Here is a 24,860-nt window from a genome sequence, read left to right on the forward strand (position 1 = left end):
TTTTTTTTTACAAACCGCAGAGGGCGCAGAGGACGCAGAGAGAGAAGAAAGAGAAGAAAGAGAGAAGTTCACAAATCTGGCATCGATTCTTATAACTATCTACTTAATGTTTAATCTCACAGCGCGAGGCTAAAGCTTCAACAGCGTGGAGGAGTTGAGTTGGAGTCCAATTTGCAGTCAAGCCACCGGCGATCGCACACGCTCCCGCACCGACACCTTCTTTAACATAGCCGCGATCGTAAGCTTGCAGTTGCCCGTAGCGAGATCCAGCAAAACTTAGCTGCGCGGCCAACAGAGGCACACCGCCGATCTCCGACGCAAGTCCTACAGTGTCTCCTGTAGGGTCTTCGGCCACCCAGCGCGTAGTCCCCACCGCAACTTGTTCGGGACGCCATAGCAGAGCATATTCCCTGGCTAAGGCTTGCATCAAAGCGTACACTGCCAGCATTTGCGTGCCCCCGGCCAGAAGTACCCCGCAAGTCCGACTCGCGGCGATCGCCATTGCCGCCACCGCTATTTGCATCGGATCGCCCACCGCCGCTACCAATTCCAGGGGAGTGCTGTTTTGTCCGTCAATTTCCCACTCAGCATTATTGAGTCCCGCTGTCACCGCAGCCAATTTTTGAGCGTGATTGCAGCGAGGATGAGAACTGTTAACTTTGCCCGCTGCTGCAATACCCAAACCCATTAACACGCCCAAAGCAGTAGTCGTTCCCCCAACTACGCACTCCCCTAAAATTAAATAGCTGCCATTAGTTTGAGCAGCCAATTTAGCTCCCCAAATTAATCCTTGTTCAAGCAAATGTTTGACTGTTTCGAGTTCTAAAGCATTCCCCGAAATCAGACACTTTGCCGGAGTGCCACCCAAATCAATTGCAGGTACGGGAGGTGGGAGGGGCAAACCAGCATTAAATAGGTAAAGGGGAAGTTCCAAAGCTTCGACTACAGCGCGAGATATCAATACCGGCGAGGCACCCGCTTCTAGGGGCGGCAAAGGATATTGGGGCGACGGTTGGGGGCCGTTATACAAAAATTCTGCATCGGCTAAACAAGTAAATTGCCGATCGTGCGGGGTTGCTCCTGCTGCTGAAATCCCCGGAATTAAGCCAGTAGCGGTAAATCCTAACACGCAGGCAAATATCGGTTTTCGTCCCCGGTAGCGATCGAGCCACCGCTGGCCCTGTTCTATTTCTGTATAAATACCAATCATAGTGAGTCATTAGTCATTAGTTATTAGTTATTAGTTATTAGTTATTAGTTATTAGTCATCAGTCAACAGTCAACAGTCAACAGTCAACAGTCATCAGTCAACAGTCAACAGTCAACAGTCATCAGTCAACAGTCAACAGTCAACAGTCAACAGTCAACAACTCCCAATAACTACTCTTCATAATCGATCAAAAGTTGCACCCAGCGCGGCGGCCGCGGAATTGAATTTCCCAAACGATCTAATAGCAGCAAAGCTACTAAATGCACTACAAATAAATAGACAATATTGTTAACTAAAATCATCCCGGCGGCGATCGCCCCAATTGTGTTCAAACTCGGTACATTAAGCCAGCCCAGCTTCACAAACACCCATTCCACCATCTCTGTTACCTGGGCCGTTACGTAAACCCATAGATCTTGACCCACCAACGCCGACAGCAGCCAAAACCGAAAAAAGAAGCCTACAGTACCAATGAGAGCGCCCACACTAATAGAGAGTGACCACCTCGCTTTGTGCCTCCAAAGTCCTCCCAGCGCAACTCCCATAATTCCAAAAGGCATCACGTATAAAATGCTCCGCGTCGGGCCCATCAGTACCGACAGCAGCAAACCCGATACCAAAGCTGCCATCCAAGCTGCTCGGTTGCCCCAGCGCAAGTAAACCAGAGCGATGGGTATCGGGAAAAAAACCCGCAGCAAAGGCCCCAGTGGAAAGTAATAATTTACCAGCCAAATTAAGCTAGCGGTACTTGCCAAAAAAGCCGTTTCTACCAGCCTTAAAGGCGCTTCCCCAGAGGCGCGCTTCCCCGGATCTGGATTGGTGCGATCGCCAGCCCTTGCTGAAATATCGGCGGTTTGTGGCTCGTTATTTTTACTAGGAGAACTACCCGAATTAGACGCAGCATCTGCTGACAAAAAATCACTCATCCGATTTTAGATTTTAGATTTTAGTTTTTAGATTTTACGGGACTTGCGCCCATACGGCTGGTTCCCGATTTGGCGATTTTAGGTTTTAGATTTTAGATTTTAGATTTTACGGGACTTGCGCCCGATACGGCTGATTCCCGGTTTCAGTGTTGGGATGCCTCGCCGCCAAATTTAATATTGCTCGCAGAAACCGGGTTTCGGTAGAAACGCAAGTCTTATTTTAGATTGATATTCTCAGCAAAAATTTTCAGCAGCATTATTTTTCGATTTTGACTTCCTGGATTACCAAAACCGAACAAGATGCGTGGTGAACGACATAATTGCTGACGCTGCCGAGGAAAGCTTCTGCCAGCCCCGTGCGGCCACGCCTCCCCAACACTATTAAATCTGCGCCCCAATTTTCGGCGGCTTCACAGATACAATGCCCCGGATCGCCGTCCATTTTGCAGTCAAATTCCACCTGCAATCCTTTTTTTGCTGCGGCGTCGCAGTAATTTTTCAGCAAACCAGAAGCGTGTTTTACGTCGCTTTCCAGCCGCAAACGTTGAGCTTGATAAGCTTGATCCATTAACTCGACATTCATTCCCAAATCTACCGGAATTGGCACTGCCGTCTCCCCCATCGTGCTGACAGTAACGCAGTTCAATAGCATCACCTGGGCGCGATCGCTCAGAGCTAATTCTAAAGCTTGAGTGAAGACGCGGTGGCCGAGTTCAGAATCATCTAAGGCGGCGAAAATTTTCTTAAAACTCACAGCTTTACCTCCTGCAGGAAATCATTAATATCAGTTAGTTAACAGAGAGTGCTTTTGAATCTAATTCAAATTAGCAATCTCTGATACTTCTAGACTAACAGACGCTCTAAGGCGTGCAGGTCGGGAATGCACAAAACGTCACGTTCGCGCTGAATTGTTCCTTTTTTTTCCAGCTTGCTCAGCACTCGCGTTACTGTTTCGCGAGCCAGCCCGCTGAGGCTGCTTAATTCTCTGTGTGGCAGGTTCGGTATTTCTGTACCTCCTGTTTCCAGGATTTTTTTGCCTTGCCCCTCGGCCAAAAATAAGAGAATATCTGCTACTCGCGAGGTACTGTCGGACTCTCGCAAACGCAGGCGACGGTTGACTTGTCGCAGGCGACGCGCCATCAGTTGAGCTAGGCGAATGCCTGCTAGCGGCTCAGTATGAATGAGCTGCACAAAATCCTGAGATGGCATATTGCCGATCAGTGTCGGGGCTAGGGTGATCACATCTGTCGATCGCGGTGCTTCTTCGATCGCGGCCATTTCCCCGAATAATTCTCCTTTCCCTAAAATATTCAGTGTTACTTCTTTTCCGTCTAGGTTGTAGGTGCGAATTTTCACCCAACCATCCAATATAAAATACACTGATGTTCCCCAGTCATTTTCGAGTAAAATCACTTGATTTGACGGATGACTGCGGGTAACGATGTGGACAGTTGCTCTCTCGATTACAGGATCGGGTAATCCTGCAAAAAAAGGAGTAGAAACTATCAATTGATTTATATTAGAATTCGGGTCTCGGGTGTTAAAGCGGTCTTCCATGAGGCCATCATTTTAATTTATGCGCTTGAGCTGCGCTGGGCAGTTACAAATAGCTTGCAGCCGAGTCATTCGATTTGAGATTCAAGATTTGAGAAACAAGGATCTAAAATCGGCAATTTTACCTCTAAAGTTTTGCGGTCAAAGGCTCAATATGGTAATTAATAGCCTCAAGCTCTGATTTGGAGCCAGAAACTAAAGAATATACCATAATTTTTTAGATATATACCACTGAGCAAATTTTATTAACAAAATTTTAGCAATGTGGCAAACGACTGAGCCGATCGAATTACCTTTGAAAGCACTTCGCGAAGACAAGCTTAACACTGCTGAGAGATTTGTTGTCAGTCGGCCCTGCAGTCGAGAAGGCAGAATCCACGATCGCAAGGGGTGCAAGCACGGTAGACAGAGCCCAAATCCGAGCAACTGCCTAGAACCTGGCCAATGTCAGCACGATCGGCAAAATCCACAGCCATTGCAAGCCTAAATACTGGCGCTCTTGGCGAGCGAAACCCACCCACTTCCCAGCAAACTTTTCTGCTACCCCAAGATTATTGTACCATTAGTATCTAGCCATGAACACAGGTAAAAGGCTATGATAAAAGGTTACTCATATCCAGTATACCGGGACAATCCCCAATCTTGGTATTCCAAATCGCAAATTGTTTGAGGTTTTTTCCAAGTCGGTGAAAAATGAACAGACACTGGCGCGCCACCATGCTAACGAAACTCGGGGTGACAGTGTGCCGCCCGCCGTTCAAGCGGGTGAAGGCAAGAGTTCGCCGGGATCGCAGCTATTCCGAGCAGGAATCAGCCTCCGGGCCGGGAAACTCGCCCCTGAGCCGCAGAATTTGACAGCACTTGCAATTGATAGAAGCGGGCATTTGGTGCGGAAGTACCGGCTAACCTATGATAGGCAATAGAAGTTATCCGAAGACAAAAGGTTAATTAACTGTTGTCAGAAAATATTAGTGAATTATTGACTGACTCGCATTCAGATTATTCTATCTATTGGCATCGCTGCCGCCTGACCGAAAGCATCCAGGATACAAGCCCCCGGAGTCATCCGTCCAGAAATAAAAAACCTGTATCCGATAAAGGAGCCCCCGAATTGATCCGTGAGGTCAATGCTTCAATCTAAAATCTAAAATCTAAAATCGATTGACTTCAGTCTTTTGTCGGTAAAGTTTCTCCCAAGCCGCATTCCCAGAGGTTCCACCCTTGAATTCTCAGAAGTACAAAATTCAAGCACTGATTGCTGAGATTGACGAGGTACTCAGCAAGCCCGCACCCCGCTTGCCTTGGACGGGTTCTCTTGATACTGTCCACCAGCGTCAACTTTTAGAGCGAGTTCGCGCTTATCTGGTTTCCTCAGACTCAAAGCTAACGGTCCCAAAAACCCCCGCCCGCCCAAATGTCCGCCCGCAACCAGTTCCAGTGCCCAAAGTGCCTCTGCCCGCCCCTGGCCCCTCAGCAGCAGAGCAAATCATGCTTGCCGTAACCGGAGAAATCAGCAACCTGCGTTCCAACCTGACAGGGCCGCTCCAAGAAGACATAGAAGCTCTGCGGCAAGAGCAGCAAGCTCTAATTCAAGAAATCAAACAGCTAGAAGCAAAACGGCAGCAGCAACAATCCCTAGCTCAGCAACAAGCCAACCAACAGCAAATCATTGCAGAATTCTTGCAGGTACTGACTGCTCGCTTGGAAGAAACCTTGACTAGCGATTTCTCCCAAATTCTAAGTTCGCTAGAAAATCAGTTATTGCAAAGCATCTCAGCACCATACTCTTTGGGCAGTGAACAATCAGAAGCATCGGCTATTGACGTAACACTTAACCGACAAACCTCAGAAGAACACCCGCTGCTGACGCCGGCTCAGAGGTTGGAACAAATGCAACTGTTCCAATCTCATGCTGACAGTCTGCTGATGAGTCTCGATTCTAGGATGGGTACCGTGTTCGAGGCTTTGCAAGCAAATCTGCAAAGCTATCAAGCTTCCTTGAGAGAAGAACTCGAAAATATGTACGGTTTGAGCGAGCAGAGCGAGGCGATGTTCGCGGCATTGGTCAACCACTTGGCCTCACAGTTGGGGCGAGAAGCGTCTTCCTACGTTCAACAGCCGATCGATTTAGCAAATAATCTCGAAACCGTCACCCCAACCGCAGCCGATCGATCTCCTGTCGCTCCCGCCCTTTCAAATACTGCGATCGAGCACTCAGATGCAGAGACTCAGACGGGAGACTCGGTGCAGGAAATTCGCACCGGCGAATTCGGAGAACAAGACAGATTTCCCTACGCCGGTACAGAAATTTCTCCCCAATTCAAACAGTTGAGGCGCGATCGCGATCGCATTCAAGCCCCCATTTTGCTCCCAGAGTTGGAAGATAATTTGTTGGGTTCTACACCCGAAACATCTGGAAATGCAACTGGGTTTACTGGCGGTGAATCCGAGAATAGCTTAACAGAAACAGGCGAAGATATTGAGGATTTGTATGCAAGTTTGTTCGCAGGAGAAGCGGTTCCTGAAGTAGAATTACAAGTCGAAAGTTTCCCGGTAGAAAACACTGTAATTGAAACCAAAAGTGAAGGTGTAGAATACCAAGCGACGACGGATCAGGAAACGGCCGAATCGCTAAAAATGACCGAAGATTTGTTTGTAAATCTGCTGGATGAAGGCGAATCTTTGGAAGAGATTTTAGTAGATGAAGATTCTGACTTTGTAATGGGGAATTCTGTAGAGTCTCTAACTTTAGATAGTGCAGATTTATTTGAACCGCAATTGGCAACAGTACCTCAAGTTTCAGCAGCACCACCCTCAACTGCTGAGGTGCAAATTGACGGGGACGATCGACAAAATCTAGAAACGGGTCAAAACCAAGGCGATCAGTTCGGCGCTACAGTCCCTCAATCAACAGCTTTGCCGTTGAGAACGCCTGCCGAAATTAGCCCAAACCTCCCCAGTGCCGAGTCCCGTGTGCCAAGTGCCGGTGACGTTCAAACTGGCGATTTCGACTCATCCTCGCAGCGGCTTGATGATGGGTACATCCAAGCTTCGCCGGATGAGGATTTGCTGCCGGTCGAGGAATTAGAAGATGACCTCGATCGAGCTCTCAATTTAGACAACAATACTCTGGAACTGTTGGAGGCAGACCTCTACAATCTGGAGGGATTGGAAAATACTAGCTTCGGGCGATCGAATTTCTCAGCCGCTAACAGCTTGGATTTATCGGCGAGTTCCCCCGAAGGCATTGCAAACAATCCCTTTGCGGAGGCTGCAGAGGAAGAACTCGGCACGCTGGAGGATTTGTTCTCGGATGTGTTGGAACTCTCCTCTGATGATGAACCCTTTGTTTTGGAAGACGAACTTGAGGATGATTTGTTTGTTGAGGAAGACGACTCGAATTTGACGCTAGACGAGATTTTAGCTAGTTTGACCGAGACCGATCGACCTTTGACTGATTCTCCCCCTCCAGAAACTGCCGAAACTAACGAACTGCGATCGAACCCTCCAGAAAGTCAAAAAAAAAACCTAATTTCGACAGAGAGTAAAGCAGGAGTTGTTGAGGGGAAAACCGATTTTAGCGAGTTGGCCGAAACACAGCAGCAAGAGGCGGCTGGGCATTCTGCAGCAGGTGCGATCGCCCCATCCCCAGAACGCCGGAATTCTAGCTGGTATTTGGGCATTGATTTCGGTTCCAGCGGGCTGTCTGCGGCTTTGGTCGATCGCACCAGCGGCCAGTTGCACCCGATTTACTGGGAAGCATCGCAGGCTGAGGCTTGGCCAGCAGACCCCAGTTGTCGGATTCCCTCGGCTGCGGTGCTGGCCCAAACAGCCCCAGGTAGCCCAGGGTCAGAGGTGACAGTCAAGTCGGTGGGATTCCGACCCCAGGCTTTGCCTGCTGGAGAATTTTTACTGGAAAATTTTAAATTGCCTTTAAAGGTGGGCATTCCTTATCAGCGGGAGGCTGCTGGGATGTACGAACCGCTGTTGCAGTGGTCGCCCTTGCAGGCTTTCTCGATCGCCTTGCCGCTGCAATGTGTGCGGGCGCTGCTGGCTACTTTGAATCCGAGTTTGCGGGGGCAAAAATTTGACGGATCGGGGGAAGTTTTGGATTCTGCACCAAGGGCGATTTTTGCAGGATTGCCAGTTTCTAATTTAATTTGTAGGGCTTCGGGACTGACGCCAGAAACTCTCGATGCGGCGCTTTTAGACTTGCAGGGTGTAATTTTGGGGACTCCGGCCGGCTGGTCGGATGTTTATATGTTTAATCTGCGGGAGGCGGTTTTGGGTGCGTCTCTGGTGGCTTCTGGTTCGCAAATTTTTGTGGTGGAAGATGCGATCGCCACTTTGCTTGCTGCTGTAACTCCTGTGAAAAATGGCATGGAAGTCGAGTCATCAGCCGTGGATTCTGCTAAGGGCGGTGAAGAAGCTGCACCGATGAGTGTGAATGCTTCGTCTTTTAGCGGGGGAACTTTGATTTTGAATGCGGGGGCGGCGACGGTGGAATTAGCTTTAGTTGAGTTGCCGTCCAATCTTCAAGATTTAACTCGTGCTGATTTTACTTGCCAGAGTTTTGGTTTTGCGGGCGAGGCTTTCGATCAGGATATTATCTGTCAGTTGTTGGCTAAAAATGAAACTTGGGGAATGTCGATCGATTTGCCACGTCCGGGGCATCCTGATTTGCCGAGTCGCTATCAATTGCAGCAGCGGTTACAAGGTTCTGCTTTTGGGCTGCAATTGCTGGAGGCGGCAAGACAAATAAAAGTTACTTTGCAACATCAAAAAAGTTTTGCTTTGGATATTGGTCAGCAGCATTGGGATGTGAAGCGCAAAGATTTGGAAAGTCTGGTTTTAGTGCCTTTTGTGCAGCAGTTGAACCGCGAATTGAATGCTTTGCTCAGCCGCGCGGGAATGTCGCCGGCGGGGATTAATCAGGCGATTTGTGCGGGGGGTATGGGTGCTTGGCCTGCGATCGCCCGCTGGTTGCGGCAGAAGCTGCCGAATGCGATCGTGGTTCAAGACCAGGAATTGCAGGGCGATCGAGATATTTTTGAGATTGACAATTCTGCATTAAATTCTGTATCTCAAAGTACAAATTTCCCCCAAAAAATTGGTCGAGTTGCCTGCGGGTTGGCGAGTTTGGCGCTCTATCCTCACATTTTGGATGTGTCGCAGCAGCAGTACAGCGACTTTTTTCTGCTGTGGGAATTAATGAAGGTTTTGGGCGGGGAAACTTTGAGCTTTCAGGAAATTTTGCAGTTGTTGGAACGCCAAGGCGTGAATACCCGTACCTGCGAACCCCGGATTTTGCGGATTTTGGAAGGAAATTTGCCAGCGGGACTTGTGCCTGCGGAGGAAGATTTCATGCTGCTGAGCGAGGAGTCGAGGCAAAATCCCGATTGGGAAGCAATTTTGGCCGAGCCGCTTTTCTTTGAAGATGTCTCACGGGGTTATCGTTTGAATCTCGAACACGCCTCTGTTGTTCGTGAATATTTAGGTAAACTCGCCTCTAGCAGCCAGCAAAAATTGTTAGAGCCGCTAACACTTGCTTGGGATGTTCGCACCGATATTTATCGCTAAACGGCAAAAAACCCGTTTCTCAGTATAATCCTCCCTGTCTTCCGGGAAGAGTCCTAGCCGAAACCAGGTTTTTTTGCGTCCAGGACTAACTTTTTTCTGTAAATTTACGTAAGTTTACATAAACTTTATACGTTTTTATAAAAAATACATAGAAACTTTATAAAAGTGTGATTGCTTTTTAAAGATTGTGCAAAGCTGAGCATTTCAGGTTCTGCAGATTTGGGATGGCTAATAAGATGGACGTAAGAGATCGTTAAAGTTGAGAGAAATCATATGAAATTTCCGATGGGTGTCTCGTCGAAATCATCATTATCAGAAATGCTGTCCTTATTTTTTCAAGAATCTACTTACAGAGTCTGTGTATCAAAACAACAGCATCACCGATCCGTAACGAGCAAGGTAAAACGGTCGATCGATATTTTGGGTGCGCTGCTGGGACTGGCAATTGCTGCTGTGGTGGCGGTGCCGGTGGCTGTGGCGATGCTGTTGGACAATCCGGGCCCGCTGCTGTACAGTCAAGTCCGCTGCAGCTTCAAAGGGCGACATTTCAGAATATGGAAATTTCGATCTATGGTTGTCGGTGCAGAAAATCTCAAACATTTAGTTAGCAACCAAGCCAAGGGTCACATTTTTAAGAATGAAAATGACCCGCGAATTACCCGCGTCGGCCGCTTCTTGCGGAGCACGAGTTTAGACGAGTTGCCTCAATTCTGGAATGTGTTAGTTGGCGACATGAGTTTGGTGGGAACTCGACCGCCAACTCCCGATGAAGTTGCTGCCTATGACGAGTTCCACTGGCAACGTTTAAATGTCAAACCCGGTCTGACTGGGGAGTGGCAAGTCAACGGACGGTCTAGAGTTAAAGACTTTGATGAGATTGTCCGTATGGATCTCGACTATCAGGGTAAGTGGTCTGTTGTCTACGACATCACTCTGATTTGCAAAACAATTTTGGTTGTCTTGAGTAAAAACGGTGCGTGTTAATAGACTTGCTGTTTTGGGGTGTTTTTGGATTTTAAATTTTAGGAAAAAACACGGGATAAAATAGTAAAAAACCGATTAAATATAGCGGTGCCCAAGCGTTGTGAGGTATGGGGGCGAGTCCTATGCGCTATGCCCTATGCCCTATGCGCTATGAGCACCTCCTGTTAGTGAGAAAGGTTATATATGTTAATAGAATTAGCGATTGGTGACGCTTACGGTGCGGGTTTTGAATTTGTTGACCAGCAGACGATCGAATTGTACAACAATCTCAAGGGCTACATCAAGCATCCCCGTCACGACATCCAGCCTGGATGTTACACAGACGATACGCAGATGAGTTTAGCCGTCGCAGAAGCTATCGTCAGCCGAGAACCTTGGACGCCGGAACTTTTAGCCAGCAAATTTGTGGCAGCTTTTCACCGCGATCGGCGATTTGGTTATGCTGGCAAAATGTACAATTTTTTGCTACAAGTTCAAGACGGAAAAGAATTCTTAGCAAAAATTCACTCCGCTAGCGATAAAAGCGGATCTGCGATGCGAGCCGGCCCGATTGGCATTTTTCCTACTATTGAAAAAGTAATTGAAAATGCTACCATTCAAGCTGCAATTACACACAACACTCCCGATGGCATTAATGGAGCTATAGCTGCTGCTTTGATGTCCCATTACTTTATTTATCAGCTAGGTTTAAAGAAGAATTTGGGAAATTTTATAGAAAAGCACGTCCCTGGTGAGTGGTCGATACCTTGGCAAGGAGAAGTCAGCACTAAAGGTTTGGTCTGTGTTAGAGCAGCTATTACTGCTGTCATGCGAAATGATAGTATGAGCACACTGCTCCAAGATTGCATTGCTTTTTCGGGAGATGTCGATACAGTAGCAACTATTGCTTTAGCTGCTGGTTCCTGTAGCATTGAAATTGCCCAAGACCTGCCAGAAAATCTGGTACAAGGGTTAGAAAATCTATCTTACGGCAGAGATTATATCATAGAACTGGATCGACAGTTAATGAATTGCAGGAGCGACTTCTGACCGAAAGCATCTAGGATACAAGCCCCCGGATTCATGTGTCCAGAAATAAAAAACCTGTATCCGATAAAGGAACCCCCGAATTTATCCGTGGGGTCAATCCTTCAGTCTAAAATCTAAAATCTAAAATCTAAAATCTAAAATCGATTGACTTCTTCCTGATATCTGTTACATCCGTTAAATCCCTTACACTGTTTCGTTTCCGAACTTATTTCTATTATGAATTTGCCTAATTTGATTACTTTTTATCGCTTACTGGGAGTGCCTTTTGTGCAGTAGTTTAACCGCGAATTGAATACTTTGGTCAGCCGTGCGGGAATGTCGCCGATGGGGATTAATCAGGCGATTTGTGCGGGGGTTATGGGTGCTTGGTCTGTGCCGCTGGTTGCTGCCGAAGCTGCCGAATGCGATCGTGGTTTAAGACCAGGAATTGCAGGTCGATCGAGATATTTTTAAAATCCACAATTCTCCATTAAATTCTGTATCTCAAATTACAAATTTATCACAAAAAAAATAGTTTAGTTGCCGGGGGTTGGCGAGTTTGGCTCTCTATCCTCTAGCAGCAGCAATGCCAAAAATTGTTAGAGCCACTCACAATTACTTGGGATGTTCGCACCGATAGTTATCGGTAAGTATATAAACTTATCGAGCGCCCTTAGATAAAGCTCATAGGACTTACGCAACTGTCACACTTAAGTCAATTTGTAGGGTGCGTCAGACCTCGTTGTTATTGGTCGATTATTAAGGTTTTCAGGTTTCTGGCAACCCCTATCAATTGTGCCAGTTGCGTAAGTTTTGAATAAAAAAAAACATACCCAGAACTCGCAGCACTTACAGCAGAATTCAGGAGTCAAGAGCGTTGCCCTGACGAAGGCCATAACAGCGAATAGCCAGAATCAGTTTGTGCTTTTTCAGTAAAAATACTGGATTTTCTTATAAAAAATTATGCTTTTTAAGAATAAATTCACACTATCTTTATAAAAGTAGGTTTTTTTTTAAAGATTGTGTAAAGAAGAGCCTTTGCCGGTTGTGGGAAATTTGGGGCTCTCATAGGATGTAGCCAGATTCAGCCATTAAAAATATTTGAGTCTAAAGTCTAAAGTCAAGACCAATTTTTTCATGCTCTTCAAAACCTAAATTTTCACTTTTGGGTAACTACAAATGGTAGCGCAAAACTTTAGTAATCAAAGTTTGGTCGGCAATAACTTTAGTGGGCAAAACCTGAATGGTTCCACATTCTTCAAAGCCCGACTCGAAAACGTCTTGTTCAGGCGCAACGATCAAGGTACGCGCACTCAACTCAGAGGTACCAACTTTGAAGAAGCCTTTCTACTGAATGTAGATGCAACGGATGCGATTTTTGCTGCCAATACCAACTTTGGACCGGCGAATTTTTATAAAGCGACCTTAGAAAACGTCAATTTCAGTCGCGCCAACCTAACTGGAGTAAATCTGTCGCTGATCAGCACAAAATTCATCAACCTGTCCAACGCCAACCTGACCAATGCCATTCTCCATGATGCCAATCTCAGCGGCGAACAGTCGCAGCGACCGAACCTAAGAGGAGCAAACTTTACGGGTGCTGATTTCTATCAGGCGAATCTGAAAGCGGCTGACTTTGCGGGTGCCAATTTGACGAATGCCAAATTCCAGGGTGCTGGTCTGGAAGCAACCTTGTTGATCGATGCGAACTTTACTGGCGCTCAATTCGACGCATCGACTAATTTCACAGACATTATCCTCAGCAACGCCATCTTTGACCTTGCCAACCTGAGTGAGGTTAATCTGACGGATGCCGACCCACCCGAGGGATTGACACGGACAACTTCTCGCTTTCGCGGAGCCAATATGACTGGCTTTAGTGCCGAAGATGTCAATCTGGCTGGTGCTGACTTCAGCGCTCATGAAAATGGTACGCGCACTCAAATGGGCGGTGCTAGTTTCGCAGATTCTGAGTTGAACAACGCGAACCTGACTCAGGTGATTGCAGAAGGCATATTCCTGGACGGTGCTGATTTGAGCAATGCAATCATGGTTGGTGCTGATCTCAGCAATGCCAACCTGGCTGGAGCCATTCTCGTTGGCGCTAACCTGACGGGCGGAGTCGAGTTAGACAACGCTCTTATTGAGAAGAGTAATGTGGCTGGAGCCAACTTTACAGGGGCAAACCTGACAGGCGCAAACCTCAAGGAAGCGGTTGGGGATGAGCTGACCAACTTTAGCAACACCGATCTGTCAGGTGCCAACCTAGAGGTGGGGAGTTTTATCGGTACCAACTTCACCAATGCCAACTTCACCAATGCCAACCTGGGCAAAGCCAATTTCACTGGTGCCGTTATGGTCGGGGCGAACATGACTGGGGTCAATGCAGTCGATGTTGTGGGTCTGACGATGGGGACTGGCGGCAGCGATACCGTGACTGGAACCGGAGGCGACGATAATGTCTTCGGGCTCGACGGCGATGACTCCATCCAGGGCGGTGACGGGGATGATTACCTGGATGGCGGTAGCGGTGCTGATCTCCTGACCGGTGGTCCTGGCCATGATGCGTTGTTTGGTGCTGCGGGAAATGACACCCTGACGGGTGGGGGTGGCAGAGATACCATTCACTACCGCAGTGGTCATGGTTCCGATCGCGTGAATGGTTTCACCCTCGGAGCCAGCGGAGACATCCTATCCTTCAGTGGCATTGCAGCGATCGATGTGGTGCCATCTGGCGCCAACACTCAATTGCGATTGGGCAATGGCATTGCTGGCGATGCCGGTTTTGGCACAGGCGCGCTGTTGATCACCCTAGCTAACACTTCATTTACGGCAGCTCATATCAGCACCAATACCAACTCGGCCAACAGGCCCACCTTCCAGTTCTCGTAACCTCAAGTCGGAGTCTGTGTAATGGGTGCTCAGAGTTTATTTTTTCTATCGAGGCCTCGCTCCCCCCCTTTTTCAAGGTTGGAAGAGGGAGTTGTGAGGATTGCCAGCGGTAACGAAGCACCGACTTCTAGGGTGCACTAAAAACTTTGGGGCTATGTGCCAAGTTCACTTGATATACCTCACCGTCTCTTCATGAGCAGTGATTCTTTGACGCGACCTTGAGATGTGGTACCGAGGTAGTTTTACCTTCTATCCACGTTTGTTTAGAGTCTCTCAATGCCCTGCCTGTGGCGACTTGTTTACATTATAGCATCAAGCCGTCAAGCGAAGGGCGGGGTTTAAGACCCAAATTTTCGATAACCACGAGAAATTTACATAACACTAGGAGAAATTTATGGCTGTCAGAAATGGAACTCCAGAACCCGATACCCTGACCGGAACCAATAACGCCGATGTGATTCGCGGCTTTGGCAAGGAAGATCTGCTGTATGGCTTAGGCGCTAACGACAGCATCTACGGTGGAGACGACAAAGACACTATGTATGGTGGTGCTGGAGCCGATCGCATCTACGGAGAAAACGGCGAAGACGATCTATATGGTGAGGATGGTAACGACTTCCTCTACGGTGGGCTGGAGAAGGACAACCTATATGGTGGAATCGGAGCCGATCGACTTTTTGGCGATTCAGGCGAAGACTCATTGTATGGCGAGGATGGCAATGACACCCTGTACGGAGGCTCAAATGCCGACGATGCCAACGATGGTAAAGATTTCCTCGATGGTGGGGCTGGAAAAGACCAACTCTTTGTAGGTTTCGAGGATACGGGGTTTGGTGGTGCTGGCGATGACACCGTTATTGGTGGCTTTACCGATGACAAGATCTACGGCGATGATGAAAAAGGCGAAATTTTTGGGGGAGCGGATTCCCTGGTTGGCGGCGACGGTAACGACACTCTCTACGGAGAAGGCGACAGCTTAGCGGGCGGCGGCAACGATACCCTCGATGGCGGCACAGGTAATGATACTCTGCTCGGCTATGCCGGAGATGACCTCCTCAATGGTGGCGATGGCATTGACTTCCTCGATGGTGGGGATGGCAATGACATCCTTGATGGTGGCGCTGGCTCTAGCACCCTGTTAGGTGGCACTGGCTTAGAAACCATCAGGGGTGGCGCTGAAGGCGACTTCATTGATGGCGGCGAGGGGAATGACAACCTCAATGGTCTGGGTGGCAATGACACTATCTATGGCGACTACGGAGTTGCTGAAACACTGGCTGGCGATGACATCCTCAATGGTGGTGCAGGGGATGACTTCCTGGATGCTGGTGCAGGTGTCGATCGCATCATCGGTGGTGCTGGCATTGACCTACTTTTTGGCGGCGAAGATGCGGAGACTCAAACCGCCCGCGACACGCTAACCAGCGGGGCTGACACCGACTACTTCCAGTTGCTGTTCACCGATTTTGTGCCCGAACCAATCGATCCCGGTGAGCCAGTTATTACTCCTCCTGCGGGTGACTACATCGTGGACTTCGTGAAAGGGACTGACTACTTCTTACTGGAGGGGATTACCTTTGAGCAGCTATCATTCCAGAACATCTCGCTGACAGTTAACGGGGTTGCTACTCCGAGTACCCGGATCTACGTCACGCCTGAAGCCGGAATTCCGATTTCTCAAGCGGAAACGCTAGCTGTGGTTCAAGGAGTGCGTCAATTTAACGCCTCGCACTTCGTTGAGGAACCACTCATTTAATTAACCTGAGATGTTGCACCATTCTCAATAAGCTTTTTAGGAACAGGCCGAAAAGCCTGTTCCACAAGAAAATTCACTCTTTGTGGAACAGGCCGGAAAGCCTGTTCTTGAGAATAGTGCAAGATTTAAACAAATTTTAAGCCCAAACCAAGCGCAAGCTGGCTTTATACGCGGTAAATAAGTTCATGTTTTCTTGCCACCACCGCACAAATCTATATTCTGTCCCTTGACAGTTTTTATCTCCTGCTGTCTCTTTAAAGGCAGCAGGAGTTTAGTCTTTGGCCAGGAATCCGCAGATCCTTTTTCTTCCTGCCAATTTCCCTGCCCAGTTTCGCCATGAGGTAGCCGCGATCGCCAAAGATTACCCTGAGCTAGTGAACTCTGTTTCAGACTTTTTCTAGCCAGTTACGATCGCCAATCGGGAGTAAAAATCGAATTCGATCGCGCGAGGCGACACAACAAATTGATCCGATAAATTCTCCAATCTTGTGACAAGTATAATCAGAATGTTGTTTAATTAAGTAAATCCACCTGATTATAAGTCGTGTAAATGTTAAATTAAGGAAAGCCTTCGTAGAGTAGCCCTTAATTTTTGATTTATGAATTTGCCTAATTTGATCACTTTTTCTCGCTTGCTGGGAGTGCCTTTTCTGCTCTACGGTTTGTACGATCCAAGCCCGCAAAGCCGCTGGATTTGCACCGCAATTTTTGTGGTAGCTGCGGCTACGGATTGGCTGGACGGCTATTTGGCTAGGAAACTGAATCAAATTACCGATTTGGGTAAGTTTCTCGATCCTTTGGTTGATAAATTGTTGGTGCTCGCGCCGCTTTTGGTATTGATTGAGTTGGGGAAAATCCCGGCTTGGGGAGTGTTTTTGATTTTTTGTCGGGAGTTGACAATTGCGGGGTGGCGTGTTAATAAAACTACGATTTCGGGAGCTAATATTTGGGGGAAGTTGAAGACGGTAAGTCAGATTGTGGCGATCGCACTTTTAATTGCTCCTCTGTCTGAAGCGTGGGATTTTCCCGCATTAATTGCTTTTTGGGTTTCTGTGGCTTTAACTTTGATTTCTGGCGCTATTTATCTGTGGCCGGAAAAGACTGGTGAGGAAAAGTAAGCTACCTTCTTGATTACTCGTTCCCAAGCTATTCCTGGTAACGAGTTAAATTCCTATTAAACTAAGCCGAAATCAAGCGACCTTTCGGTTGAGGAATAGAACGCCCCAATTCCTGAGCCGTCTCAATCCACTCCTGCATAATAATCTCGATATTTTGTAGTGCTTCTTGATAAGTTTCGCCATCCGCAGCGCATCCGGGTAATTCCGGCACTTCGGCAATAAATGCTTGGTCTTCTTGACTCCAGTAGAGGATAATTTCATAGCGAAGCATCGTTTTGACCTCCTAGTTGGTGTTTGAGAATTACCTCACGAATTTGCCTGACTTGATAAACTTTGGCTTGCGAGCCTTTGGGTTGAATATTTAGGATTTCTTCAACACCATCTTTAGCAAATATGTGGTGACTGCCGCGAATCCGTTCCTCAAAGCCGAGTCTGCGTAAAAGTTGGCAAAGTTGAGCAAAGGGTATATTGGCGTCGGAATTACCGAGTAAGATTTTAGCTAGCAGTTTGTCTGGTTGACTCACGCTCTGTCCAAGTGCTCAGTTATTTTATGATGACATATAGCGGTTCTCAAAAAAGTGAGGTATGCCCTATGCCCTATGCCCTATGCCCTATGCCCTATGCCCTATGCCCATGAGTACCTCATCTTTCTGAGAAAGGCTATATTTCTGAGTTGGCGCTCGAAAGTCATTCGTCAGAAATCAGAAGCCAGAATCAAAAATTCTGACGAATGACAAATTCCTTAATAATGAGTCCCAGATTTCCGGTAATGCACCGCTGTCACACCGTCATTTTGCAGCAAATGACCGTTTTCAATCGCCGCATAAACTACCCAGTGATCGCCGCATTCCATCCGACTGATCACTTTGCATTCTAGATAAGCTAGAGCATCAGTCAAAACCGGACAGCCGTTGCTAGCTTCCATTGTTTCGACTCCGGCAAATCTGTCTTCTCCGGGAGCAAAGTTTTTCATGAAATACTTCCGCAACTGTCGCCCTTCTGCTAAGATGTTGAGCACAAATTTATCTCCGGCATACATCAAAGATTCGATTGATCGATCTTTCGCCACCGCAATCGTCACACCGGGTGGATTAAAGGTTGCTTGCGACACCCACGAAGCCAGCATCGCACTGGTGACATCCTCCCGCTTCGCCGAGACTACACACAGCGAACCAACGAGTCTCCCTACGGCTTGTTCAGTGCGATCGCTACCCGCTGCTAACTGCGGTTTCGGTGCCCGTAATTTTTGCGCTCGAATCAAAGCTTGAGCAAAATCTGTTCCCGCTTCTGTACACTCGTGAATCGTCGCCGCCGTCGGCTTAAATTTGGCTCGAATCGGCTCAAATCCAATTCGATAGCCGGCATCTTTCAGCTTGTTTTCCACTAAGTCGATCGCCTCTCCACTCCAGCCAAAAGAACCGAAAACCCCCGCTAATTTGCTCTTAGTTGCGGTAGATAAAACAATTCCCAAAGCAGTTTGAATTTGCGTCGGAGCGTGTCCTGCTAGCGTGGGAGTTCCTATAATAAATCCCGCGCATTTCTCGATCGCCTCTTTAATTTCTCCGGGTTCGGCAAATTCGCAGTTGATACTTTCCACCGCAACGCCGGCTTTCGTAATTCCTTTGGCGATCGCCTGCGCTAAAGTAGCCGTATTTCCGTAAGCCGAAGCATAAATCAAAGCAACTGTCAAGTCTTTTGAATTTTGTTGCTGGCTCCATTCCCGATACAAATTACTCAGTTCATTAAGGCCGTAACGGACGATCGGGCCGTGACCGGGAGCATAAAATGCTGCTGGTAAATCGGCGAATTTATCCATTGCCGTCAGCACTTGTTTTGCCTGAGATGCGTGCAGGGAATCGTAATAATAGCGCCGATCTTCGCTGTAAACGCTCCACCCTTCATCGAATACTTGGTCGCCGCAAACGTGAGCTCCAAATAGTTTGTCAGTGAACACAATTCGAGTGTGCGGATCGTAGGTGCAAAGTTGGTCAGGCCAGCGGGGAGTCGGAGTCGCGATGAATTTTAAGGCGTGACCTTTTCCTAAATTGAGAGTTTCTTCTCCCCGAACAATCATAATGTTTAATTCTTGGTCGGGAAAAGCGGCTCGCAAACTAATTGCTGCTGGATTCGTGCAAACCAAAGCTATTTCAGGAGCTAATTCTAACAGAGCTTTAATTGTTACTAACCTGTTAGCATTGAAATGCCCTAAAATCACGTAATCTAGCTTTGTCAAGTCCACCCGTTGCTGCAAAAATTCCAGGTAATTTTGAGTAAAAGATTCCCCCGGCGGGTCGAACAAAGCAGTTTGGTCAGCTTGAATAATATAGCTATTGGCTGTCGTCCCCTTTTGCAGCGAATACTCGACTTCAAATTTGAGTCTGTCCCAAGTGCGCGATCGCACAATAAAAGTATCGAGTGCGATCGGGATAAACTGCACGTCGCGGGGTTTGGCATCCGATGCTAGTCTAGGAGTCAAAGTATTAGTCATTTATTGCACCTATGAGAAACTGAACTACAGAACTTCTTTTGATTTCGTGCCAAAACTTGGTATCTACAATGTCAAACCTTGCGCCTCGACCCTGTAAATTGGTATCCAGGTCAGTCAGAAATTCCCTGGTTTCCAAATCATCCCCAATTTGGATAAAGCTCACTCCAATTTCTTCGTCTTTATCTATTTTATTTGCTGCACTTACAATAATTTCAGCGACAGCAGCGGTATTTTCTGGTTTTTGATCTAGAACTGCAACAATTATTGCTCCGTTCTTCCCTTTGGGATTTGGTTTGCTTGCGAAATAATCGCTAAAAGTTTCTTTCAGAGCTTCTTCCAAATGAACTGTAGTCGGTTTTTCTGAATCCGGTTCCGTATTTTGTCGCTGCAAAATTTCAGCTAACCGGGCAACATTTGAATTTTTATACTTCCACATAGGAGTAGAAGCTTCATAAACGGTGATGCCGTCGCTGTCAAATTCCTGACATTTTTTTGCTAAGTCGATCAGAGATGCCTGTGCTTCTACCCAATCCTCGTACAAAGGATGGTGAGGGTCTCTGCTGGCATCACTTCTGGCAATAATAATTGTGTAATCTCGGTCTTCTAAAAGATTGGCAGGCATTGGCAATTCCCCTATTAAAATGGAGTCTAAATGACAACAGTTTGCCAGGTTTGCTGCTGGTGGCGCACCCAACAGGCAGAACCCGGTAAGGTGCGCCACCAGCAGCCAACGTTGAGAGTTGTTGCGTAGCCAGTTGCGTCCTCGACTCTAATTGTAGAGTGCGTCAGTAGATAGTCGATGATGAAGTCGAATAAAACATCGGCTGACGCACCTTACTAATACCTTTGGGGTGTGTAGACTCAGACAGTCAATCAATATATCGTTGAATTTCCCCTTTGCACCTGACAACTGCCAACCGTCAACAGTCAACTGTCAACCGTCAACCGTCAACTGACTTCCTAATAGTGATTTCCGACTTTTCGGTGGTGAACTGCCGGCAGTGCATCGGGATTGGAGACGCGGCCGCTATCGACGATCGCATATACGATATGATGATCCGAAAGTTCCATCCGGCTGACTACTTCGCATTCCATGTACGCCAAAGCATCTGTCAGAATCGGAGAACCGTTGGTTGCTGGTTGAGTTTTAACTCCCGCAAATCGATCTGCACCAGGAGCAAAACGCTTTAAAAAGTGCCTCATCAAAGTTTGATAATTGCCTTCTTCCAGCACGTTGAGAACAAATTTATCTCCCGCGTGCATCATCGATTCAATCGCCCGATCCTTCGCAACTGCTATTGTTAAACCCAGCGGTTTAAAGCTAGCTTGAGTTACCCAAGAAGCTAGCATCGCACCGCTAACCTCGCCTTTTTGAGCGGTAATGATGTACAGTCCGCCGCTGATCCGTCCCAACGCTTTATCGAGGTCGCTGTCGAGGGATTTCATCTGTTTGACAGCCTTGTCTCGCGTCAGCCACTGTCCCAAGTCGGTGCCGGCTTCGTCGCAAAGTTGATAACTCGCTTCAGTCGGTGATTCTTTAATTAAAATGTTGGGAAATGCTTCTTTTAAACCCAACTCTTTGAACTTGTTTCGCAGCGGGTAAATAGATACATCATCGCCACCGCCGGATTCGCACAAACCGAAAGATTGTTTGTTGTTAGCTGCAACTAAAATTGTGTTGATTGCGGCTTCGGCATTCACAGCAGCAGTACCGCCACTCGGTGGCGAACAAATTACGATACCGGCAGCATTACCCACAAGTTCCGCAACTTCTTGTAAGTCGGCGATTCTCAAATCCATCATTTCCACAGCGACACCGGTTTTGGTGATACCGTGGGCGATCGCTTGGCTGAGTCGATCGCTAAATCCGTAGTCGGAGGTGTAAAATACCGCTACAGTGGTTTCTGACTTAGCTTGCGCTTGGCTCCACTTTTTGTAGCGTCCGGTAAGTTCCACCACATTGTGCCGCAGCAGCGGCCCGTGACCGGTCGCAATCGTACTGATTTCTCCCAATTCTGCCATCCGCTTCATCGCAGCGAGTACCGATCGAGCATTGGGAGCCATCAAGCACTCATAATAAAAGTGGTAATCTTCCTCAACTGCTGCTAAATCGTCATCGAAGGTGCTGTCGGAACAGTAGTGCATCCCGAAAGCGTCGCAGGTGAACAGCACTTGAGTTTTGCTGTCGTAGCTGAAAATAGTATCAGGCCAGTGCAAGTTCGGCGCCGATACAAATTCGATAATGTGGCCGTTTCCTAAATCTAGTTTGTCCCCGTTTTTTACTACCAATCGCTCAAATGGTTGGTGTACAAGGTTTTCTAAAAATTGAATTGCTACTTTCGCCCCCACGACAATCGCTTGGGGTGCCAGCGCCAACACATCTTTGACTAAACCGCTGTGGTCTGGTTCGGTGTGGCTGATAATTAGATAGTCAATCTCTTTCGGGTCAATTTCGCCTGTCAGAGTTTCCATGTATTGCTGGCGAAACTTCTCGTGCGAGGTATCGACGAGGGCGGTTTTTTCACCGCGAATGATGAATGAGTTGTATGTTGTACCGTTTTTGAGTCCGAATTCGATGTCAAAGCGGTCTCTATCCCAGTCCAGGCATCGAATTGCCGTTGTATCAGGGGCAATTTCGACTTTTTCCACCGTCAATCTGCGTTGGACTCGTTCAGTCAGCGCTACCATCAGTGCCTCCTTGTCTTTTACCCATTACCTTATTGTCTTCATTCTGACACGTTTCTTTTGTAAATCTTTATCAAATTTCCTATCACTCAGTTAAGCATCCCAAAAGTGAGATATAGCGGTTCTCAAAAAAGTGAGGTATGCCTTATGCCCTATGCCCTATGCCCTATGCCCTATGCCCTATGCCCTATGCCCATGAGTACCTCATCTTTCTGAGAAAGGCTATAGATATCTTGACAAAAAGCAAATATGTGTGCTATTGCAAGCGAGTTCGATCGGTTGGGCGATCGAGGTACTGAGTTTTCCAGGGAAATTCCTATCCAGCAGTCAATTAGTTAGTAGCAACTTAACAGTTATACAAAATGTGCAGTAAGATTATCGAATAAAAAAATCCCAAATCCACAAGCCCAAATACATTAAGTGATATCAATTCCGGCTGCCCCGGAATGATATCAAATCCGCGCTTGATCGTCGGGCGCAAAGTCGAATCCCGATGCCAACAAATAATTCGCGCAATTTTCATTTTTTTGACCCCTCCTTCAACAGTCAACAGTCAACAGTCAACAGTCAACAATGATTCCGGTGCAACCGGAATCGATAGGATGTAAAGCTATGTCTGAAAGTTCCTTTGAGAAAACTAATTTGGGTTGGCAATTAGGACAGTCGCAACAGCGATTGCAGGAGTGGTGGGAACTAAAAACTGCCCAAAATATACCGAATGTCAAATTGCCATCTTGGTTTGATTCCCCCATCTTGGGGGCGATCGCTAAAGGGGCTTTTTGGTTAATCTTAGCATTGCTCGCAGTCTGGGCGAGTTGGCAGATTTGGCAACTGTTACGTTTTTATATTTATAATTTCCAAAATAGAAATCAAACAACTGATGGCAGTGCGAAAAAAACAATTAACGATTTGTCGGTAGCACAGTGGTTGTTGCGATCGCAAAAATTGCAGCAACAAGGCAAATACCGCCAAGCTTGCCGCTGTCTTTACATGGCGGTGTTGCAGCGGTTAAATGATGCGGGAACCGTGGTTGACCAACCCAGCCGCACTGATGGCGAATATTTGGAATTAATCCAGCAATTACCCCAGCCCATGCCTTACGAAACTGTGATAAGAATACATGAGCAATTATATTTTGGAAATGCGGAAGCTGACGCCTCAACCTTTGAACAGTGTCAGCAAGCTTATCAACAAATTAAGGATTAAGTAGGTAAACGCAAAAAAACAATAATATCCAATCGATAATTTTAGGGGTTGGTGTTTACCAACAAAAATTGCCAAAAACCGACAATCTCAAAAACCCCCACTCAATAACCAATTGCAATCTACTTTTTTCAATATACAAGGGTTCAAGGTCGTACTCGAATAACGGGCGTAGCATCTAAGAGTACGACCTAAAAATGGTTCTATAAGACCGGATTAGCAAATGGGTTGAAAGCCACAAAACTAGCACCTACTCCAGCAATAAGATTCGGGTCAGTGCCACCCACAATCAGCCCTGTAGGTGAAGGCAACCAGTTCTGCGTGGCATTGACTGTCACACTAGGATTAGCGATCGCCACCCCATTGAAAGAGTTGGTGATGAAATTGCTCATATCCACTGTTGGCAGCACTGAACCACCAAGCAAGCTGGCATCCTGTAGCCCGATACCACTCGATGTCAAGACATCACTGGTATTAGCCATACCGATATCGTAGTTCTCAATATCGGTATTGCCACCCTGTAAGCCAATCCCCTTTTGCCTGACATTGCTAACTTTGTTGCTGTCGATCGCACTAGCCGAACGAAAGTCAGTAAGTGGATCGGCGACAATGCTCGCTGCACTCACCACATTAGAAATCCCTTGATATTCAATTTTCCGCACTAGGTAGTCGGAACCATCGTTTTTGAAGGAGGTGGCGACGTAGGCAGCGGTGGGGCTATCGTAGGCTTTGGTGGAGAACCGCAGTTCGTCAAAAGTAGCGCCGCTCAGAGAGTCTCCTACTATCTGGAATTGGAAATTGCCATCGGTGCGATCGCCAATGAAAGTCACTCCATCTGAAGACACAGCGATCGGTTTTGGAGCGATCGGAGCGTTGAGGCGAGTGAAAGTAAAATTGCTACTAGATACCGGAGCCCCATTATTAAAGAGTTGTAGGAAAGCAACTTCATTACCTTGATCGCCCAAACCAGGACTTGTTTTGGGACTTAATGCACTGAGGTCGATCGTGGCGCTAGTAATGTCTTGGTTATCTGCCCATTTCACCTTCAGCGCCTGAGATTGATTGGTGTTGGGGTTATGGTTGATTTCCGCCCGAATTTTCTTGGCGTCGGTGAACCAACCATCATAAGAGGATGGGACACCAACACCAGCGACAGCACCGTAGCTCAACCAGCTTTTAGGGTTTTCGTTCGTTGCTAAGGTGAGGTTGCCGATGACATTCGGGTTAAGGTAGTCAGTTTCAAAGCCATCAAAAGCTATCCCAAACAGTTTGATGCCTTGATTCTGGGCAGCAGTAGGCCATTGTGTAATTAGCTCACTGATGCTGCTGTAATTATTGGTTTGACCCAAAGAACCAGTAAGAGTCGGCGTGACTGTAGGGTTAAATTCATAAGCGCCAATATCAACGATCGCACTTCCGTTATTATCACCATCTTGAGGGCGACTCACACCGCGCT

General features: G+C 47.3%; 18 protein-coding genes. 8 read left to right on the forward strand and 10 right to left on the reverse strand.

What is annotated here, in order from left to right:
* Positions 1 to 103: 103 nt before the first annotated feature.
* The 4 genes from cobT to QUA83_RS16840 all read right to left on the reverse strand — a co-directional run bounded on the left by cobT (position 104) and on the right by QUA83_RS16840 (position 3,693).
* Positions 104 to 1,210, reverse strand: a complete 1,107-nt coding sequence (gene cobT / locus QUA83_RS16825; protein WP_333294460.1) for a nicotinate mononucleotide-dependent phosphoribosyltransferase CobT — start codon at positions 1,208 to 1,210, stop codon at positions 104 to 106.
* Positions 1,211 to 1,380: 170 nt separating this feature from the next.
* On the reverse strand, positions 1,381 to 2,136 hold the full coding sequence (locus QUA83_RS16830; protein ID WP_333294462.1) for a DUF2232 domain-containing protein: 756 nt from the start codon (positions 2,134 to 2,136) through the stop codon (positions 1,381 to 1,383).
* A gap of 256 nt (positions 2,137 to 2,392) precedes the next feature.
* The gene (locus QUA83_RS16835; RefSeq protein ID WP_333294463.1) at positions 2,393 to 2,890 is read right to left on the reverse strand and encodes a universal stress protein; all 498 of its coding nucleotides are present in this window, start codon (positions 2,888 to 2,890) and stop codon (positions 2,393 to 2,395) included.
* Between the two features lie 89 nt (positions 2,891 to 2,979).
* Entirely contained in the window at positions 2,980 to 3,693 is a 714-nt protein-coding gene (locus QUA83_RS16840) for a Crp/Fnr family transcriptional regulator (protein WP_190663937.1), read from the reverse strand.
* A gap of 1,218 nt (positions 3,694 to 4,911) precedes the next feature.
* Here QUA83_RS16840 and QUA83_RS16845 point away from each other — a divergent pair.
* From QUA83_RS16845 to pgsA, 7 genes are all read left to right on the forward strand, one after another.
* On the forward strand, positions 4,912 to 9,270 hold the full coding sequence (locus QUA83_RS16845) for a hypothetical protein (RefSeq protein WP_333294466.1): 4,359 nt from the start codon (positions 4,912 to 4,914) through the stop codon (positions 9,268 to 9,270).
* A gap of 273 nt (positions 9,271 to 9,543) precedes the next feature.
* The gene (locus QUA83_RS16850) at positions 9,544 to 10,254 is read left to right on the forward strand and encodes a sugar transferase (RefSeq protein ID WP_333294468.1); all 711 of its coding nucleotides are present in this window, start codon (positions 9,544 to 9,546) and stop codon (positions 10,252 to 10,254) included.
* A 183-nt stretch (positions 10,255 to 10,437) separates the two neighbouring features.
* A complete protein-coding gene (locus QUA83_RS16855) occupies positions 10,438 to 11,283 on the forward strand; it encodes an ADP-ribosylglycohydrolase family protein (protein WP_333294471.1) in 846 nt (281 codons plus the stop codon).
* A 288-nt stretch (positions 11,284 to 11,571) separates the two neighbouring features.
* The gene (locus QUA83_RS16860; RefSeq protein WP_333294474.1) at positions 11,572 to 11,736 is read left to right on the forward strand and encodes a hypothetical protein; all 165 of its coding nucleotides are present in this window, start codon (positions 11,572 to 11,574) and stop codon (positions 11,734 to 11,736) included.
* A gap of 705 nt (positions 11,737 to 12,441) precedes the next feature.
* Positions 12,442 to 14,154, forward strand: a complete 1,713-nt coding sequence (locus tag QUA83_RS16865; RefSeq protein ID WP_333294477.1) for a pentapeptide repeat-containing protein — start codon at positions 12,442 to 12,444, stop codon at positions 14,152 to 14,154.
* A 394-nt stretch (positions 14,155 to 14,548) separates the two neighbouring features.
* Positions 14,549 to 15,910, forward strand: coding sequence for a calcium-binding protein (locus QUA83_RS16870; RefSeq protein WP_333294479.1), 1,362 nt, complete (start codon positions 14,549 to 14,551; stop codon positions 15,908 to 15,910).
* A 599-nt stretch (positions 15,911 to 16,509) separates the two neighbouring features.
* On the forward strand, positions 16,510 to 17,028 hold the full coding sequence (gene pgsA / locus QUA83_RS16875) for a CDP-diacylglycerol--glycerol-3-phosphate 3-phosphatidyltransferase (protein WP_333294482.1): 519 nt from the start codon (positions 16,510 to 16,512) through the stop codon (positions 17,026 to 17,028).
* A 61-nt stretch (positions 17,029 to 17,089) separates the two neighbouring features.
* On the opposite strand, the gene QUA83_RS16880 is transcribed toward pgsA, so the two are convergent.
* The 5 genes from QUA83_RS16880 to QUA83_RS16900 form a co-directional block, all read right to left on the reverse strand.
* Complete coding sequence (locus QUA83_RS16880; RefSeq protein WP_333259045.1) at positions 17,090 to 17,299, reverse strand: type II toxin-antitoxin system HicB family antitoxin; 210 nt, start codon at positions 17,297 to 17,299, stop codon at positions 17,090 to 17,092.
* Positions 17,286 to 17,552 (reverse strand): type II toxin-antitoxin system HicA family toxin, encoded by a 267-nt coding sequence (locus QUA83_RS16885; protein ID WP_333294485.1) that lies wholly within the window; start codon positions 17,550 to 17,552, stop codon positions 17,286 to 17,288. The genes QUA83_RS16880 and QUA83_RS16885 overlap by 14 nt, the downstream gene beginning before the upstream one ends.
* A gap of 218 nt (positions 17,553 to 17,770) precedes the next feature.
* Entirely contained in the window at positions 17,771 to 19,516 is a 1,746-nt protein-coding gene (locus QUA83_RS16890; RefSeq protein WP_333294488.1) for a diflavin flavoprotein, read from the reverse strand.
* Positions 19,509 to 20,138 carry a hypothetical protein gene (locus QUA83_RS16895; protein WP_333294491.1) on the reverse strand — a complete coding sequence of 210 codons (630 nt, stop codon included), beginning with the start codon at positions 20,136 to 20,138 and terminating at the stop codon, positions 19,509 to 19,511. The genes QUA83_RS16890 and QUA83_RS16895 overlap by 8 nt, the downstream gene beginning before the upstream one ends.
* A gap of 338 nt (positions 20,139 to 20,476) precedes the next feature.
* Positions 20,477 to 22,204 (reverse strand): diflavin flavoprotein, encoded by a 1,728-nt coding sequence (locus QUA83_RS16900; RefSeq protein ID WP_333294495.1) that lies wholly within the window; start codon positions 22,202 to 22,204, stop codon positions 20,477 to 20,479.
* Positions 22,205 to 22,813: 609 nt separating this feature from the next.
* Between QUA83_RS16900 and QUA83_RS16905 the strand changes: the two genes are divergently transcribed.
* A complete protein-coding gene (locus tag QUA83_RS16905) occupies positions 22,814 to 23,407 on the forward strand; it encodes a DUF4129 domain-containing protein (protein WP_333294498.1) in 594 nt (197 codons plus the stop codon).
* Positions 23,408 to 23,607: 200 nt separating this feature from the next.
* Here QUA83_RS16905 and QUA83_RS16910 read toward each other — a convergent pair.
* On the reverse strand, positions 23,608 to 24,860 hold a 1,253-nt coding region (locus tag QUA83_RS16910; RefSeq protein WP_333294501.1), incomplete at its 5' end, for a hypothetical protein.

It is taken from the genome of Microcoleus sp. K1-B1, from assembly GCF_036704705.1.
Lineage (GTDB): Bacteria > Cyanobacteriota > Cyanobacteriia > Cyanobacteriales > Microcoleaceae > Microcoleus.